This window comes from Lysinibacillus sp. G01H (assembly GCF_028872195.1).
Taxonomy (GTDB): domain Bacteria; phylum Bacillota; class Bacilli; order Bacillales_A; family Planococcaceae; genus Lysinibacillus; species Lysinibacillus capsici.
Map to the genome: position 1 here is coordinate 393,520 of NZ_CP118397.1, position 17,786 is coordinate 411,305.

The following is a 17,786-nucleotide window of genomic DNA, read 5'->3' on the forward strand; positions in this document are numbered from 1 at the left end:
CTCCATTTTTTTATCTATTGAATAAATCGAATAAGCCGCCGATACCGCCTTCACCTTTAGATTGACCGCCTCCACCTTGCGAAATAGGTGCAGCTGCAAAGACACGACTGGCTAAACGGCTAAATGGTAATGATTGTACCCACACTGTTCCAGGGCCACGTAATGTAGCAAAGAAGATTCCTTCGCCTCCAAACAGGGCTGTTTTTACGCCTCCAACCATTTCAATATCGTAATCCACATTGGATGTCATTGCTACAAGACATCCTGTATCCACACGTAAAACTTCACCTGGTTGTAATGTTTTTTCGTGAATGGCTCCTCCTGCATGAACAAACGCCATGCCGTCACCTTCTAGCTTTTGCATAATGAAGCCTTCACCACCGAAGAAGCCTACTCCAATTTTTTTCTGAAATTCAACGCCAACAGAGACCCCTTTAGCAGCAGCTAAGAATGCATCTTTTTGACAGATAATTTTACCGTTTAATTGGCTTAAATCCATCGGAATAATCTTCCCTGGGTATGGTGATGCGAAATAAACATGCTTCTTACCTGAGCCAACGTTTGTGAATGTTGTCATGAATAAGCTCTCACCTGTTATTAGGCGTTTTCCGGCACCTAATAATTTACCCATTAGACCACTTTGTGAGCCACCTCGTGAGCCGTCACCAAAAATAGTTTCCATATGGATCGAATCATCCATCATCATTAACGCTCCTGCTTCTGCAACCACTGTTTCCTGAGGGTCAAGCTCAACTTGCACATATTGCATGTCGTCACCAAATAACTTGTAGTCAATTTCATGATTATTCATAAAGGGATTCCTCCAAAAATAAATTTAATGGTATTGTATACGATTATAAGCTACATTGGTTTCAATAGAAAATTAAATATTTTAGAAAAAAAGGGAATTAGTTAGAAAATGTCGAATATAAAAAACTAGAATGTGTATTATTTATTTTCATTTAACTAAGGGTATTGTGAATATACATAACCTTAAGAGGCTTCTAAAATTAGAAGTCATCCTTTATATTGAGGTAAGGAAGTTAAGTGGAAATAAAGCCTCTGGCAGTTGTCACCGATTATTATGGAAATGCTAGTATTACAGGGTGTGGTGTATATTGAAAATTCGGAATTTTGACATATTTTATCTCCATTCACTCCAAGATTCCTAATGAGACATTTATTCTTTTGGTGGGAGCAATTATTGATTGTATGGAGATAAAGCCACTGGTAACTGTCACGAATAGTGCAACGTGCAAGCACATTCCACTGTTTCGGACGCAATTATCCAAAGGCGAAATGGATTCTGGTTAAATTCATACACTTATACCTATGGGATACGACTGGTACAACAGCTGAGGCATCATAGAGTATTTCAGGGGGTGTATGTAGTGGAGATTAAAAACTATATCGGTGGTAAATGGATCACACATTCACATTTACAAAGTATAGCAGTGACGAACCCTGCAAACGGTGAGCAGCTTGCTACCATTCCACGTTCTACTTCGAATGAGGTAGGCGAGGCTGTAGCTGTTGCTAAACAAGCACAAAAGAGCTGGGCACTTATACCAGCACCAAAACGTGCAGATTATTTATATGCCATCGGTCAAAAAATGAAAGAGAAAAAAGAACATTTGGCGACCGTTTTAACAAAAGAGATGGGCAAGGTCATTGAAGAGGCTAGAGGAGAAGTCCAAGAAGGAATTGATATGGCATACTATATGGCTGGTGAAGGACGTAGATTATTTGGTGAAACAACACCGTCTGAGCTTGCCAATAAATTTGCTATGAGTGTAAGGGCACCTATAGGCGTTGTAGCACTCATTACACCTTGGAATTTCCCTGTTGCTATCGCCACGTGGAAGTCATTTCCTGCCATTGTTGCAGGGAATACATTCATTTGGAAACCGTCTAATGAGACTCCAATGATGGCCTATGAAATGGGTAAAATTTTTGAGGAAGTAGGCTTACCAGATGGTGTTGCTAATATCGTATTTGGTACAGGACCTACAGTTGGCACAGCATTAATTGAACACCCTGACGTCAAGGTTATTTCGTTTACAGGTTCTACAACAACCGGCAGTAAAGTAGCTGAGCTTGGCGGGAAGCATTTGAAAAAGGTTTCTTTAGAGATGGGTGGCAAAAATGCTGTTATTGTCATGAATGATGCTGATTTACAGCTAGCTACAGAAGGGATTTTATGGAGCGCATTTGGTACTGCTGGGCAAAGGTGTACAGCATGTAGCCGAGTCATTGTGCATAAAGATGTAAAAGAACAATTAGAGAAACGTCTCTTAGATGAAATGCAAAAGCTCACAATTGGGGATGGTCTAGACGAGGGAGTAAAAATCGGGCCAGTGATTAATAAAGCAGCATTGGAAAAAATTAATCACTATGTACAAATAGGTAAACAAGAGGGTGCTACATTATTAGCAGGTGGCAGGATACTAAATGAACCACCTTATGATAAGGGGTTCTATTATGAGCCAACATTGTTTACGAATGTGAAGCCTGACATGATTATTGCCCAAGAAGAAATCTTTGGTCCAGTCGTATCTCTAATTGAAGTGGCAAGTTTGGAAGAAGCAATTGAAGTAAATAATGGTGTGAAATTTGGCTTATCTAGCTCAATATTCTCACAGGATGTCAATACAATTTTCCGCGCACAACGTGATTTAGACACAGGTATCGTTTATGTAAATGCTGGCACAACAGGTGCTGAAATCCATTTGCCATTTGGAGGTACTAAAGGGACAGGAAATGGGCACCGTGATTCAGGTGTAGCAGCCCTAGATGTATACACAGAGTGGAAAAGTATTTATGTAGACTACAGCGGTAAATTACAAAGAGCACAAATCGATACAGAGTAACAGATCAACGAAAGGGGATGTTCTTGATGAAAGTTGTTGTATTAGGTGCAGGTTTAATGGGGAAAGAGGTAGCTCGTGATTTAATAAAAAACGATAAAGTGGAGCGTGTGTATTTAGGTGATATCGACGTGAAAGTTGCACAGGACTTTGTAGATACGCTAGATACAAATAAGGTAGAAGTGGTAGAGCTACACGCAGAACGTGACGATTCATTAATGAACGTTATTTCGAAGGGTGATGTTGCCGTCAATGCATTGTTTTATTCGTTCAATGAACGAGTAGCAAGAGCAGCTATTGAGGCAGGTGTCCATTCTGTTGATTTAGGTGGTCATATTGGTGGCGTTACAGAGAAGATATTAGATTTACATGAGGAAGCAAAGGCGAAGGGTGTTACAATTATCCCTGATTTAGGTGTTGCTCCTGGCATGGTCAATATTCTTGTGGGCTATGGTGCTTCAAAATTAGATGAAGTAGAATCTATTAAACTATTTGTTGGTGGTATTCCAACTGAGCCAAAACCTCCGCTTCATTATACACGCGTATTTTCTTTAGATGGCGTATTCGATCATTATACTGAGCCTTCAAAAACGATTCAGAAGGGCAAGCTTGAAGAAGTTCCATCCCTATCAGGCGTTGAACCTATTTATTTTGATGATTTCGGTGTGCTTGAGGCATTTTATACATCTGGTGGTATCTCCACATTGTATAAGACATTCCCGAATGTCCGCACATTAGAATATAAAACCATCCGTTATAAAGGCCATGCTGAGAAATTTAAACTTTTAGCAGACTTAGGCTTCCTTGATTCTGCGAATAAGGTAGAAGTGGATAATCAAGAAGTGCCTGTTCGTGCAGTTGTACGAGAGGCACTCAAAAAGAAACTTGAATTGGGCACAAAACCTGATGCTGTATTGTTACGTGTTATTGTAGCGGGTGAAAAGGCCCAACAGCAGGTGACATATGAATATGAAATGGTTGTACGGAAAGACATGACAATTAATGAAACAGCTATGGCACGTGCTACCGCTAATACGATATCAGTTGTTGCTCAAATGATTGGTGCCGGTGCTATTACAGAGCATGGTGTATTCCCGCCTGAAGCAATCGTGCCAGGTGATACGTATATTGAAGAGATGGCTAAACGAGGTGTGGTCATTAAAGAGACATCACACAAGTCTGCTATGATTGTGAAATGGTAGGTGCTAACCATGAACTTTGAAATGTCCACTGAGCAGGAAATGCTAAGAAAAACAGTAAGACAGTTTGTTGATGAGGAAATCATTCCCTATATTGCGAAATGGGATGCTGAAGGTGGCTTTGATGCTAAGATTTGGTCCAGACTGGCTGAGCTTGGCTTAATGGGGGTTTGTGTTCCTGAACAATACGGAGGTAGTGGCATGGATTATAATGCACTTGCTATCGTATGTGAGGAGCTTGAACGGGGAGATACAGCATTTCGCACAGCCGTATCTGTCCATACAGGTTTAAATAGCATGACCCTAATGCAGTGGGGGACTGAAGAGCAAAAGCAGCGATACCTTGTTCCACAAGCTAAAGGTGTACGAATTGGAGCTTTTGGTCTCACAGAGCCAGGGGCTGGGTCTGATGTAGCTGCCATGTCAACAACTGCTGTACGTGATGGTAATCATTATATCCTCAATGGGCAAAAAACGTGGATCTCCTTATGTGATATTGCAGACCACTTTATCGTATTTGCCTATACTGACAAATCGAAGAAACATCATGGGATTAGTGCGTTTATTGTAGAACGTTCCATGGCTGGCTTTACATCTAAAGCGATTAAAGGAAAATATGGTATTCGTGCTGGTAATACAGGTGAGCTCTTTTTTGAAGATTTACGCGTGCCAATTGAAAACCGACTAGGTGAAGAGGGCGAGGGCTTCAAAATTGCCATGTCTGCGCTAGATAATGGTCGATTTACAGTAGCGGCAGGTGCTGTTGGTTTGATCCAAGCTTGCATAGAGGCTAGTGTGAAGTACTGTCATGAACGGGAAACATTTGGCAAACCTATTGGTGAGCACCAGCTTGTAGGACGTATGATAGCTAATATGGAAGCAGGCTATCAAATGAGTCGTCTCCTTGTCTATCGTGTAGGAGAATTGAAAAATAAAGGTGTTCGAAATACTCGAGAGACATCATTGGCAAAATGGCAATCTTGTGATTTTGCCAATAAGGCTGCGGATGATGCGGTACAGATTCATGGAGCCTATGGCTATTCAGACGAGTATCCAGTTGCCCGTTATTTAAGAAACTCCAAAGCACCAGTTATTTATGAAGGGACTCGCGAAATTCATACTATTATGCAGGCGGATTATGTATTGGGAAGACGCCAAGATAAGCCTTTAAAAAATATGTTGCCTAAATGGCCATTTGAAGAATAAACGAGAGGGAAGTGTTTCCCTTTCGTTTTTTGTAGTGCCTTAACTTAGAAAATTTCAGAAAAATGTAACTTTCCTCTTTTTTACTAGTCTAATTAATAAACAAGTATATGAAGGAGAGGAAAAATGATGAAAAGTAAATGGTTCGCAATTATGCTGATAATTGTTCTAGCTATCGTGCCTGGAATTTTTACATGGATAGTGAATACAGATGTGACGGCAAAGGCGGCTAGCGCAAGTATGGCAACACAAAACTGGCAAGCATCTTTTTCAGTTGCTTTAAAGAAAAACAAAATAACTGAGGAATATGTCTATATCACTACGGAAAAAGGACGCAAAGTACCTGCAACAATTGAATTGTTGGAAGATCAAAAAACGATAGTGGTGAAAAAGTTAGCACCAGGTAATTATCAATTGCATGTAAAAAAGGAGGCCTTTGCACAAGGCGGACTGAATGTAGCTTCACAGACAATTCCATTTACAATTATCGAGACATTAACAGCCGTTAAATCGGAGAACGAGTTACAGCAGTATTTTAAAAAGTTGTTAACAACTCAAAGAGTAGAAATTAGAGAAGAAGAGAGCTTACAAAGTACAGCAAGTGAAGATAAAGCAACTGCTAATAATGAGTCTACAACTAATAATCAAGTAGAGGGGGTAGAAGAGGGAGACATTGTAGTTGTAAAAGATGGCTTTATTTACACTGCAAAAGATCAGAGCATTACAGTTGTGAATGCTAAAGATCCTAAGAATTTAAAGATGGCTACAAATATAAAATTAAAACATTCCCAATATATTTCTAAGCTTGCGCTATATGACAATCTATTAATTGCCATCGGGGATCAATATATTGAAAAAGCTGGAACAGCTATGGTAACAGCCTCAATTTATGATATTTCAAATCCAAGCAATCCAAAGCATGTACGTGATGTTGGGCAGGAAGGCTTCTTGCAGGATATTCGCATAACAAAAGACACATTATATTTAATTGGTAATATGTATCCTAATTATTGGATGCTACAAGAAGACAAGAAAACCGATTTAAAGCCTAAAACATTTGATAGTATAGCAGGAACAGAGTACAAAAGTCTGCCTTTAGAAAAAATCTCAATCTTACCAAATACGATGGATGGTACCTATAGTTTAATTACAGCTGTCGATTTAAAAAATGGAGCTAAGACAACGGCCAATACGAAAGGGTACTTAGGTGGAAGTAGTGGTCTTTATATGTCAGAGAATGCCCTGTATTTAACGACACCAATGTATGAAAGTAATATTGATGTTTCATCAGAAAAGCGCGCCATGGATATGATTTGGTTACCGAGATCAGCCGACACTCAAATTTTCAAGTGGAATGTAGATGGAACGACTTTGAACTTTGTCGGAAGTACGGAAGTAAAGGGAACTGTGTTAAATCAGTATTCAATGGATGAATATAAGGGGAACTTCCGAATCTTTACAACAGAAGGTAATACGTGGAATGAGAAAAGTACTTCCTATAACCATCTCTTTATTTTGGATGAACATTTGAAAACGCTTGGTTCAGTAAAAGATATGGCGCCTGGAGAAAAGATATATTCAGCTAGATTTATGGGAGAAAAAGCATATGTGGTGACATTTAAACAAGTGGATCCACTATTTGTCATTGATGTAGCGAATCCGAAAAAGCCTGCTGTACTAGGGGAATTGAAGATTCCTGGCTTCAGTAATTACCTGCATCCATTAGATGATACGCATTTAATTGGTATTGGTTATGATACGGAGCAACGCTATGATTCGTATACGAAACGTAATTTTACTGTGACAACCAATATGAAGATGTCCCTATTCGATGTATCAGACTTCCGAAATCCAAAAGAGCAATCAACCGTAAAAATTGGTGGGAAAGGTTCTTCCTCTGAAGTGCAATACAATCCTAAAGCGCTATTCCGCAATAAGGAATTCAACTATTTTGGCTTCCCTGTAGTACTGTATGAGGCAGGTAAGGGAGACGAAGTTGTCTATCAAGGTCATGGTGCTCAAATTTATGAGATTACTGCAGAGAAAGGAATTGTATTGAAAGGAAATATAATCAATCGTAATAATAATGAGTCCTATGAAAGTTGGGAGCAGGTTGTACAACGCGTTGTCTATATAGATGATACGCTATATACAATAGCACGTAACGAAGTAAAGAGCTATCAGTTAAGTGACTTCAAGCCTTTAGATACACTAACAATAAAATAATAAGAAAAACAAAACAGTCAATTGAAAGGTATCAAGTAGCCTTCTACTCTAATCCTGTTATCTTTTTAGCAACGGTTTTCAACGATAGTGAAGGTGTTCATTATTCTTTATGAAGAGATGTTGTCACCCATCACTTCTCTGCATTGAAAATAAGAGTTTATTCACGCTAAGAATACAGATAATGGGCTATTTGATCACTATGCTACTTTGAAAAGGAAAGTCTTTTGCAGAATGGTTCATTGGAGTGGAGCCAGCGTCACTCCTAGGGGTAGCGTCACAGATGAGACCCTGGAGTGAACGTAAGTGAGTGAAGCGGCTCATCGGACGCCCCCTGTAAAGGACGCTGGCGGAACGGAAATCAACCTCTCACCTTGCAAAGTTGCTTTTTCTACCGTTGACATCATCTTTTTTCAACAAAAAGAAAAGTCCAATGAATATCGAAATTCATTGGACTTTTCTTTGTAAATACTATTGGCGATATGGCAGTATTTCGGATACAGTCACAAATTCATAGCCCTGCTCTTGTAAATAGGAGAGAACAGCGTCAAGTCCGTCTGCAGTAGATTGATGAATATCATGCATTAAGACAATGGCATTATTGTGTAAATTATTTTTCACGTGTGGTAATAGCTGCTGTGCATTTCGATGTTTCCAATCCAATGTGTCGATTGACCATAGCACTACAGGGATAGGAATCTCAGCATTAATGGTGTCATTAGTTGCACCGTATGGTGGTCTAAAAACTGTGGCACCTTGATTGATTGCCTTCTCAATTTCAGTGGCAGTAGTGTTATATTCTTTCATCACTTGTTCCTGCGTAAGCTTTGTTAAGACAGGGTGGTTCCACGAATGGTTTCCAATTTCATGACCGCGCGCAAGAACATCCTTTACGATGTCAGGATAGTATTGTACACGACTACCGAGCATGAAGAAAGTAGCCTTTGCATGATACTTATCAAGAATATTTAAAATTTGCTCCGTCACTTTTGGATGTGGACCATCATCAAATGTTAAAGCAATACGTTTTTTATTCGGATCACCAGTTGGTGGTGGATTAATGGGTTTTACATTTTCCATTGCGATTTGAAATTCGGAGGCTAACAATGGGTTAATAAGCGAAAGGGGTAGTTTCACTATTGGGGTACCTGCTGCTCCACTAGCAATCTCATATTCATCGAAATAGATTTGTAATGAATCGTCAACAATAGCAAAGCGATTGAAGTTAGACCATTTTGGTTCTGTAGCTTTTAATAATTCATCGTTGAAAAGCTCATCCTTTAATTGGAGGTTTTTTTGCAAATCTTTTCGGACGTTTACAGCCAACGTAGATAAGTTATTCTCATCATTTTGTAAGAGCGTTTGGATCGTAACTTGTTCGCCCGTTTCGTTGTTAATGAAGAATGTTTTTGTGGAGACTTCGTGATTTGCTCCACCTACATATAGCATTTTTGTTAGCACAAAGGAATAGTAATGCTCTCGGTATGGAAAAGTTTCAAGACTAATATTTAATTCACCCATAGCTTCTTTATCTTTATTTTTCTTCATCGATGTTAGATAGTTTTCTTTTGAATCCGATATGTACTGTAATACGGCATCATTAAAAACCTCGTTATCTGTTTGCGGGTAATGAATAGCAAATGGTGTTCGTTTGTCATTTGAAACGTCTGTAACAATACGTATGCCTGGAAACGCAGAACTTTCGGTCGATAAATGACTATTCACCGATTCCGTCTCGGATTCTTTTGAAGCACTAATCTTTTGAAACTTGAAGTCATCCTTTGAAAGGATAATAAAAAGTATAATAGTTGTTAAGGTCACAATAAGGCTTAGTAATAAGAAATCAATTATTGGACCGCGTCTTTTTCTGCGTTCCTGCATGGTTTTGGATACGCTCCCCTCTTTTTTATTTTCTATACAATCAGACGTGCCAGTCATTAAAAAAGTTATACAAATCTAGAATCTTTTTATGTATCTTTGTGGAAATTTATTAAGATCACTTTTTCTTCAAGAATCAGCGAATTAATTGTAGTTGTACTTCTATTTAAGAGGTTGTAAAATACCTACTAAAATAGAAAAAACACATGCGTAATATTAGTGTAACTGTAAAAATAAATTGAAAGATAATCCATTGCTTATGAAAAATTTTCAGTTGAGTTTTTATTGGCAGTTCGTTAATATTGGCAAGGAACCTTTTGAAGGAGGCAGATAGCTGCAATGGTCTTACAAGATGCGGATAATGAACTTACGATTGACTGTTTGTTGCTTGCAGGACGCATTATGATTGAAAGTGGTGCAGAAACATACCGCGTAGAGGATACGATGCTGCGTATGGCACATTCTCAAAATATGCCAAATGCTCAATGTTATGCCACACCAACTGGCATCATTTTTTCGTTAGGCAAGACACAGCCAACAAGAATTACATCAATTCCCAGTAGGGTTACAGATTTGCAAAAAATCGCCTTGGTAAATTCAGTATCTCGTAGACTCACATCTCAAATCATAACATTAGAAGAAGCTTATGACGAGTTAAAGTCGATACAAAAAACAAATTATTTTTTACCAACTTATTTGCAAGTTTTGGCAGCTGCGCTTGCTAGTGGTTGTTTCCTTATTATGTTTAAGGGTGGATGGTCGGATTTTCCGATAGCTTTTTTAGCAGGCGGGCTAGGTTTCCTAGTACTTGTAATCATTAATCATTTAACAAGGGTAAAGTTTTTTTCTGAATTTACAGCATCACTCGTCCTCGGCTTTGTTGCCTTCTTTGCAGTAAAGTATGGTTATGGTACTGAACTTGATAAAATTATTATTAGTTCCGTCATGCCACTCGTACCAGGTATCTTGATTACAAATGCTGTTCGTGATTTAATGGCAGGTCATTTTATGTCAGGGATGGCAAAGGGAGCAGAGGCCTTTTTAACAGCCTTTGCTATTGGTGCAGCAATTGCCGTCACACTAGGATTTTAGGAGGCGGACAAAATGCAGATGATGGACATTATTATACAATTAATAGTTAGTTTTTTTGCGACAGCTGGGATTGCCATTATTTTTAATGTTCCTAGAAAAACACTACTTCATTGCGGACTCGTTGGGGTAATTGGCTGGATTATATACTATGTTCTAACAGAGCAAGGGATGGATGTTGTCAAAGCTTCTTTCTTTGGCTCATTTGTTATTGCCATTGTTGCTCATTTATATGCCCGACGCTTTAAAATACCCATGATTATTTTCATTGTTGGTGGAATTATACCATTAGTGCCAGGGGGCATGGCTTATAATGCAATGAGAAATGTGGTAGAAGATGATTACTTACAAGGCCTGCAATATGGCTTAAAGGCATTTTTAATTACAGGTGCTATTGTGATTGGACTAGTTTTTGCAGAAGTAATTATTCAACTCATATTCCGCTCAGTTCGTTCAAGTAAAGTAAAATTACAAAAGGTTTATAAAAAATAGAAGGAGGCTGCGTGTAAAATAAACGCAGCCTCCTTCTTCATTTATTATTGTTTAGTCAGTAATAGTTCAATCTCTTCAGGTGTAACAGGTTTGCTAATATAATAGCCCTGAATGGCATCGCAGCCGTAAGTGATTAATAGATCTGCTTGTTCAGCTGTTTCTACACCTTCAGCGACTACTTTCAATTCCATGGATTTACCTAGTTGTACCATACCATTCATAAGCTTTTGGCTCTTTTCGGATTTCAAGAGTGAATTTGTAAACGTTTGATCGATTTTTAATGTACTTATTGGTAAAATTTGCATATATCTAAATGAGCCGTAGCCAGTACCGAAATCATCTAAAACAAAGGAAATGCCTTCGTTTTCAAGCTTACGCATTTGCTGTGCAATAGACGTTGCGGCTTCAGCTTCTAAAGCAAATTTTTCAGTAATCTCAATTTGTAATAGGTTCGCTGGACAACCTGTTTTTGTAATCATTTCAAGTATAGATTTTGCCATATTCTTATCACGGAATTCGCGTACAGAAGAGTTAATAGATACTTTTAAATCATAGCCTGCCTTTTTCCAAAGTAAGGCTTGTTCACAAGCCTTTTCCAGCATGAAGGACCCAATATTATTAATTAAACCTGTTTCTTCAGCGATAGGAATTAACTCATCAGGCGTTACGACACCAATTACCTCATCTTCCCAACGTACAAGTGCTTCAACAGCAGTAACTTTTCCAGAATACACGTCGATTTGTGGCTGATAGAGTACCTTCAAGTTCTTTTGGTCAAGTGCTTGGAGTAAGCGCTTTTCAATTAATGCTTTACGATTTAAAGCTTTATGTGTTGCTGTTGATAAAGAAACAATTTTATCTCCGCCAGCCTCACGTACTGTTGAAATAGTAGCAATGGATGCCTTCATAAGCTGTGAGAATGTTGATTGATCCTCAGGATATCTAGTTATGCCGCCACTAATAGAAATTGGTACAGCAATATTGTCGCTATAAATCGGATGTTGTTGTAAGTAAGATAAAAAGCCTCGAATAAACCATTCACTTAAAGGCGTGATGACAACAAAATCATTTTCATTTATACGAGCCATCGTGCTATCTTGGAAATACATTTTTATACGATTTGTAAATTCAACAATCAGGCTTTGATCGATTTGTTGATCATGTAATTCTTTAAGTGTATAAAATTTATCAATACTTAGATAAACAAATGAAAAGTGTCTCTCATCGTCAATCATATTGGTGATTACTTTTTCAAGTCGATGTGCATTCATCAAACCAGTTTCTGTATCGATGTAAGCAATTTTTTCAAGTTGGTGTTGAATCGTTTTTGATTTCGTTACATCCTTTTCAATTAGGATAAATTGTTGTTCATTTGTTTCAAGATTAACGAGGGGGATAGCCGTTAGTAGCACCCAATAGGATTGCCCCGTTTTTGTGATTTTTTCAACTTCTCCCTGCCATGTATGACCATTATTTAAATTACGCCAGATCGTATGTGTTATTTTTTCACTCACTTCATTATCAGGGAACAGTTGCCAAAAGGTTTTGCCGATAACACGCTTTGGTGTCCATTGGCTTGTTTTTAGAAATTCATTATTACATTCCAAGATAAATCCATCGTGATCGAGTGTAACAGTCATAAAGGTCGCATCTAAACCTTGCTTAAGATTTACAAAGGTATTGCATTGAGAGATAGCCTGCGTCATTAATTCTGGTAGCATAAAGATCAATAGAATAAAACGCTCTCCCTCATCTGTAAAAGGTTTAGCTAGCAGAGCGGTTGTTATTTCTACATTTGAAGTTGTGTGTACTTGAATTTTTTCTAGATACGTACTGTCCTCATTTTGTAAAATAGATTGAAATGTTTCGACAGGAAGCTGACGCAGTAGATTTTCGTGTATAGATGGAGTAGTATTTCCTTTAATATCATTAGCTAATAAGCCAATCAGATGTTCAGCATTCTTTCCCCAGACTGTTGCTTGTCCATCTTGATTAATGATAATTGCAGGAAAAGGAAGTGAATTTAAATAATGTTCATCAATCGTAAATGATTTATGCATATGACTCATGATTATTCGATCTCCTTGGGTAATCAATATATACTAATATTATAGATAATAATCGGGAATTAGTCATTATGAATATATTTGTAAATATTTGATAGTAAAAAATAATAGGACTTTTCTAGTGAAATACAAGAAATGATTTGAAGAAAAGTAACAATTTTTAGTACGTATATAGGAAGCAGGATTGGTATGAAACGTTTAAAAGGAATAATATTTATCGTCTCAGGTGCTATGTTATGGGGAGCAACTGGCCCTTTAATGGAGTGGTTGCTTAATCATACACCTTTGACAGTATCCTTTATGTTAACAATTCGTTTATCGGTTGCAGGTATATTACTACTTACATATTTATTGTTAACAGGAAAAAATATTTTTGGAATTTGGCAGCACAAGCTATGGGGGAGGCAACTCATCGTTTTTGGTATTGCAGGTATGCTTGGTGTACAATTTGCATTTGTTGCTGCAATTAATGAAAGTAATGCTGTGCTTGCTACCTTACTACAGTTTTTAGCGCCAATATTTGTTGTCGCGTATGTCTCTCTTAGTTTAAAGAAATGGCCACCAAAATATCAAGTGTTAGGTATTATTGGTACCCTTATAGGGTTATTTCTGTTACTAACGAATGCATCATTTGAAAGTTTGCTTATTAGTTCAAAAGCCTTGTTATGGGGAATAGGAGTAGGCTTAACATTTGCATTTTACACCTTGTATCCTGCACGCTTAATGAAGGAGTGGAGTGTGCTTTTAGTAGTGGGCTGGGGGATGCTGGTGGGTGGCTTCACTTTAGGCTTAGTAAGCCGTGTTTGGCAGCAGTCCACTCAATGGGTTGTTCTAGTAGATTTTAAAATTTTAATGTTATTAGTTGCTTTAATATTTTTTGGAACAGTAGCTTTTATATTATTTTTAAGTAGCATGAAATACATTACAGCAGTTGAAACGAGCATTCTTTCTAGTATTGAGCCATTAACAGCAATGGTTATTTCTGTTATTATTTTCGGTACTTCTTTAGGTTTTTGGCAACTAATAGGAGTATTCGTTATGCTTGTTTGTGTAACGTGGCTTTCAATAGCGGGAGAGAAAGCATAAATATACTATAGTGTTAGTAGTTTTTGACTATCTTTAAATTTTATCTACCAACAAGGGGGAAAGAATATGAAAGAAGTTTTTTCCTATGTAAAGCCATATAAATGGACAGCTATTTTTGCTTTATGTTTAATGCTTTTAGAGTTATTTGTTGAGCTTGTGCAGCCACTCATTATGGCAAAAATAATCGACGAGGGAGTAAGGGCACAAAATCAAGGAATGGTTTTGCAATGGGGGGCTGTTTTACTTGGGCTATCTTTCGTTGCCTTTCTGGCGGGCATTATCAATTCTTATTTTTCTTCCCATACAGCTCAAAGCTTTTCGTATGATCTTCGAAATGCCATGTTTGCTAGGATTCAATCCTTTACGCTAGCAACCTATCAAAAATTCTCCACTGCATCGCTTATTACTCGATTAACAAATGATGTCACACAAGTACAAACGGTGCTGTTTATGAGCTTGCGTATAATGCTTCGAGCGCCACTTGCTGTGATAGGAAGCATTATTATGGCTTTTGTCGTAAATCCGAAATTAGCATTATTTTTAGTTATAGGTGCACCCATCATTTTTATTTTTCTTCTTTTTATGGTGGCAAAAGGTGTGACTTATTTTGGGCGTGTACAAAAGAGGGTGGATCGTTTAAACAGAGTTTTACAGGAGAATTTACAGGCGATACGATTAGTAAAGGCTTACTTAAGAGGGGCATATGAAGCTACACGCTTTGATGAAGTTGCATCACGGTTAAAGGTTGATACTGTGAAGGCCTTACGCATAATGGAATATATTATGCCTGTTCTTTTGTTCATTATGAATATGAGCCTGCTAGCAGTTTTATGGTTTGGTACAAAACAAATTGCTACAGGAACAACGCCACTTGGTGATATTGTGGCTATTGTGAATTATGCAATGCGTATGACAGGCTCATTTTCAATGTTCGCTTTTATTATTATCTTCTATGCACGTGCGAAGGCATCTGCAGAACGTATGGCTGAAATCCTTTCCATTGAAAATGAGGTTGAAGATACGTCCCTTTTAGAAGAAGTAGATCATGCAACACAATATGGAGAATTAACCTTTGACCATGTTAGTTTTACTTATCCAGGAGGAGATGTTCCTGTTCTGTCAGATGTAAGCTTTCAAGTTAAGTCTGGCGAGAAACTAGCGATCATGGGGGCAACTGGTGCAGGGAAATCAACATTATTACAGCTCATTCCTCGGTTCTATGAAGTAACGCAAGGCCGAATACTTGTGGAAGGTCAGGATGTTCAACATTGGGATTTACAAGAGTTGCGGGAAGTGATTGGCTATGTCCCTCAGCAGTCATTGTTATTTACAGGAAGTATTGCAGATAATGTGCGTTGGGGAGATACACAGGCTAAAATGGATGCTGTATTACAGGCTACAATGCAAGCGCAAATTCATGCATCTGTTGAAGATTTTCCAAATGGTTATGATACAAAGGTTGGGCAAAAAGGTGTTAATTTATCGGGGGGGCAAAAACAGAGGTTATCTATAGCTAGAGCTCTTTTGAGAAAAGGACATATTTTAATGCTTGATGATAGCACTAGTGCTTTAGATGTTAAAACTGAACAGTCTTTGTGGGAGGCACTGAGTGACGAAAAAGCAACGATGCTTGTTGTGACGCAAAAAATACGTACAGCTAAAGGTGCGGATCGCATTCTACTGATTGATGCTGGAAAAGTAGTTGCTTATGGTACACATGAAGAGCTATTAGAGACTTCCTCGCTTTATAAAAAAATAGCTATCTCTCAACAGGAGGTGGAGGATTAAAATGGGATTTTTCCAGAAACCTTTTGGCTATGAACCGCTTTTGACAAAAGATGATCTGAAACAGGCTGTGAAGAAAAAGAAGGGGCCACGTGCAGCTGATTGGAAAAGTACATTGCTGCGGTTATGGAAAATTGTCGACGAACAACGTGCACTGCTCATTGTGGTGCTCTTATTAGTGATGATTAGCTCCATACTAGCTTTAGTTGGCCCTTATGTAATCGGTCAAATGATTGATCACTATGTTATGCATGGCAAGCTTTCAGGCTTAGGTAAGGGGATTGGCTTATTAATTGGTATTTATGTGTTATTAGCCGTTTCACTTTTCCTACAAAACTATTGGATGATTGGCATCGCCCAGCAAACGATCTATAGATTAAGGACAAGTGTATTCACTCATTTTCAAAGACTGCCAGTGGCATTCTTTGATCGTCGTCAGCATGGCGAATTGATGAGTAGAATGACGAATGATATTGAAGCTGTCAGCTCAACATTGAACAGTTCCTTTATTCAGGTATTTTCAAGTGTACTTACGCTTGGGGGAACCGTCATTATTATGCTCAGTTTAAGCCCATTGCTGACAGTTCTGACGATGATCATTATTCCAATGATGTTTTGGGCGATGCGATGGATTACACGTCGTACAGCACCGCTGTTTAAAGAACAGCAGGCAGCTATTGGCGCTTTAAATGGGATGATAGAAGAAACAATTTCAGGACAGCGGATTGTGAAGGCATTTTCACAAGAGGAGCGAATGAAAACAGAATTTCGTGAAAAAAGTTTGCGCTTAAAAAGAACTGGTTTTTGGGCACAGACATACTCAGGTTATATTCCTAAAGTTATGAACTTCTTAAATAATATGAGCTTTACCATTGTAGCAGGTGTAGGAGGAGTCCTTGCGTTATATGGACATGTATCGATAGGGGTAATTGTTATATTCACTGAATATGCACGACAATTTACACGTCCTTTAAATGATTTAGCAAACCAGTTTAATACGGTACTGTCAGCTATTGCTGGTGCAGAACGTGTATTTGCCTTGCTTGATGAACAACCAGAGGCAGAAAATGTGTCAGCACAAAAGCATCAACTATTGGGACATGTAACGTTTAAAAAGGTGTACTTTAAATATGAACTAGAAGAAGAAGGGTACACACTAAAAAATGTAAACTTTAAAGTGGAACCTGGTCAAACGGTAGCCCTTGTTGGTGCAACTGGGGCTGGTAAAACGACAATCCTTCAACTTATTGCAAGATTTTATGACGTCTCAAAGGGAGAGGTATTATTTGATGGTATAAATGTACAGCAAATTGATCGACAATCCCTTCGTTCACAGATGGCTTTTGTCTTACAGGATCCATTTTTGTTTGAGGCTTCTGTTCGCGAGAATATCCGATATGGTAGACTTGATGCGAGTGATGCAGAGATTGAGGAAGCGGCCAAGCGAGCTAATGCACATGATTTCATTATGAAACTAAAGGATGGGTATGATACTATTCTTGCTGCGGATGGACGCGAGATTTCCCAAGGCCAAAAGCAATTACTTTCTATAGCAAGGGCACTTATTGCTGATCCGAAAATTTTACTATTGGATGAAGCCACAAGCAGTATTGATACTGTGACAGAACTAGCCATACAAGAGGCACTCGATACGTTAATGCAAGGGCGTACCAGCTTTGTGATTGCACATCGTTTAAATACTATCCATAATGCTGATATGGTCTTAGTGATGCATAAAGGAGAATTAGTGGAGGCTGGACCTCAGCAAAAGCTAATCGAATCAGGTGGTCTTTATGCACAAATGCTGCATTCATCCTCACACCATCTTGAGGAATAGATGGAAAAAGAGTAATTTCATTTGAAGTTGCTCTTTTTTATTGAATTAAAATATTATTAAT

General features: G+C 38.2%; 12 protein-coding genes. 9 read left to right on the plus strand and 3 right to left on the minus strand.

Annotated elements, in window-relative coordinates; translation table 11 throughout:
• Positions 1–10 precede the first annotated feature (10 nt).
• Positions 11–811: a TIGR00266 family protein gene (locus PSR12_RS01930; RefSeq protein WP_004229711.1), complete on the minus strand. Its 801-nt coding sequence runs from the start codon at positions 809–811 to the stop codon at positions 11–13.
• A gap of 580 nt (positions 812–1,391) precedes the next feature.
• On the opposite strand from PSR12_RS01930, the gene PSR12_RS01935 reads away from it, so the two are divergent.
• The 4 genes from PSR12_RS01935 to PSR12_RS01950 all read left to right on the plus strand — a co-directional run bounded on the left by PSR12_RS01935 (position 1,392) and on the right by PSR12_RS01950 (position 7,495).
• A complete protein-coding gene (locus PSR12_RS01935; RefSeq protein WP_004229708.1) occupies positions 1,392–2,870 on the plus strand; it encodes an aldehyde dehydrogenase family protein in 1,479 nt (492 codons plus the stop codon).
• A 26-nt stretch (positions 2,871–2,896) separates the two neighbouring features.
• A complete protein-coding gene (locus tag PSR12_RS01940) occupies positions 2,897–4,069 on the plus strand; it encodes a saccharopine dehydrogenase family protein (RefSeq protein ID WP_274771347.1) in 1,173 nt (390 codons plus the stop codon).
• Between the two features lie 9 nt (positions 4,070–4,078).
• The gene (locus PSR12_RS01945; RefSeq protein WP_257521047.1) at positions 4,079–5,272 is read left to right on the plus strand and encodes an acyl-CoA dehydrogenase family protein; all 1,194 of its coding nucleotides are present in this window, start codon (positions 4,079–4,081) and stop codon (positions 5,270–5,272) included.
• 123 nt (positions 5,273–5,395) lie between these two features.
• Entirely contained in the window at positions 5,396–7,495 is a 2,100-nt protein-coding gene (locus tag PSR12_RS01950; RefSeq protein WP_255600298.1) for a beta-propeller domain-containing protein, read from the plus strand.
• Between the two features lie 468 nt (positions 7,496–7,963).
• On the opposite strand, the gene PSR12_RS01955 is transcribed toward PSR12_RS01950, so the two are convergent.
• Positions 7,964–9,373 carry a polysaccharide deacetylase family protein gene (locus tag PSR12_RS01955; protein ID WP_257521050.1) on the minus strand — a complete coding sequence of 470 codons (1,410 nt, stop codon included), beginning with the start codon at positions 9,371–9,373 and terminating at the stop codon, positions 7,964–7,966.
• A 336-nt stretch (positions 9,374–9,709) separates the two neighbouring features.
• On the opposite strand from PSR12_RS01955, the gene PSR12_RS01960 reads away from it, so the two are divergent.
• Together PSR12_RS01960 and PSR12_RS01965 are read left to right on the plus strand one after the other, a co-directional pair.
• Entirely contained in the window at positions 9,710–10,462 is a 753-nt protein-coding gene (locus tag PSR12_RS01960; RefSeq protein WP_009371811.1) for a threonine/serine exporter family protein, read from the plus strand.
• A 12-nt stretch (positions 10,463–10,474) separates the two neighbouring features.
• On the plus strand, positions 10,475–10,951 hold the full coding sequence (locus PSR12_RS01965; protein ID WP_081010948.1) for a threonine/serine exporter family protein: 477 nt from the start codon (positions 10,475–10,477) through the stop codon (positions 10,949–10,951).
• 44 nt (positions 10,952–10,995) lie between these two features.
• Here the strand turns inward: PSR12_RS01965 and PSR12_RS01970 are convergent, their stop codons facing one another.
• Positions 10,996–13,020, minus strand: coding sequence for a GGDEF domain-containing phosphodiesterase (locus PSR12_RS01970; protein ID WP_274771350.1), 2,025 nt, complete (start codon positions 13,018–13,020; stop codon positions 10,996–10,998).
• A gap of 186 nt (positions 13,021–13,206) precedes the next feature.
• On the opposite strand from PSR12_RS01970, the gene PSR12_RS01975 reads away from it, so the two are divergent.
• The 3 genes from PSR12_RS01975 to PSR12_RS01985 all read left to right on the plus strand — a co-directional run bounded on the left by PSR12_RS01975 (position 13,207) and on the right by PSR12_RS01985 (position 17,725).
• Positions 13,207–14,103, plus strand: a complete 897-nt coding sequence (locus PSR12_RS01975) for a DMT family transporter (RefSeq protein WP_221679090.1) — start codon at positions 13,207–13,209, stop codon at positions 14,101–14,103.
• 66 nt (positions 14,104–14,169) lie between these two features.
• Positions 14,170–15,891, plus strand: a complete 1,722-nt coding sequence (locus PSR12_RS01980) for an ABC transporter ATP-binding protein (RefSeq protein ID WP_221679091.1) — start codon at positions 14,170–14,172, stop codon at positions 15,889–15,891.
• Between the two features lies 1 nt (position 15,892).
• Positions 15,893–17,725: an ABC transporter ATP-binding protein gene (locus PSR12_RS01985; RefSeq protein ID WP_274771352.1), complete on the plus strand. Its 1,833-nt coding sequence runs from the start codon at positions 15,893–15,895 to the stop codon at positions 17,723–17,725.
• Positions 17,726–17,786: the final 61 nt, after the last annotated feature.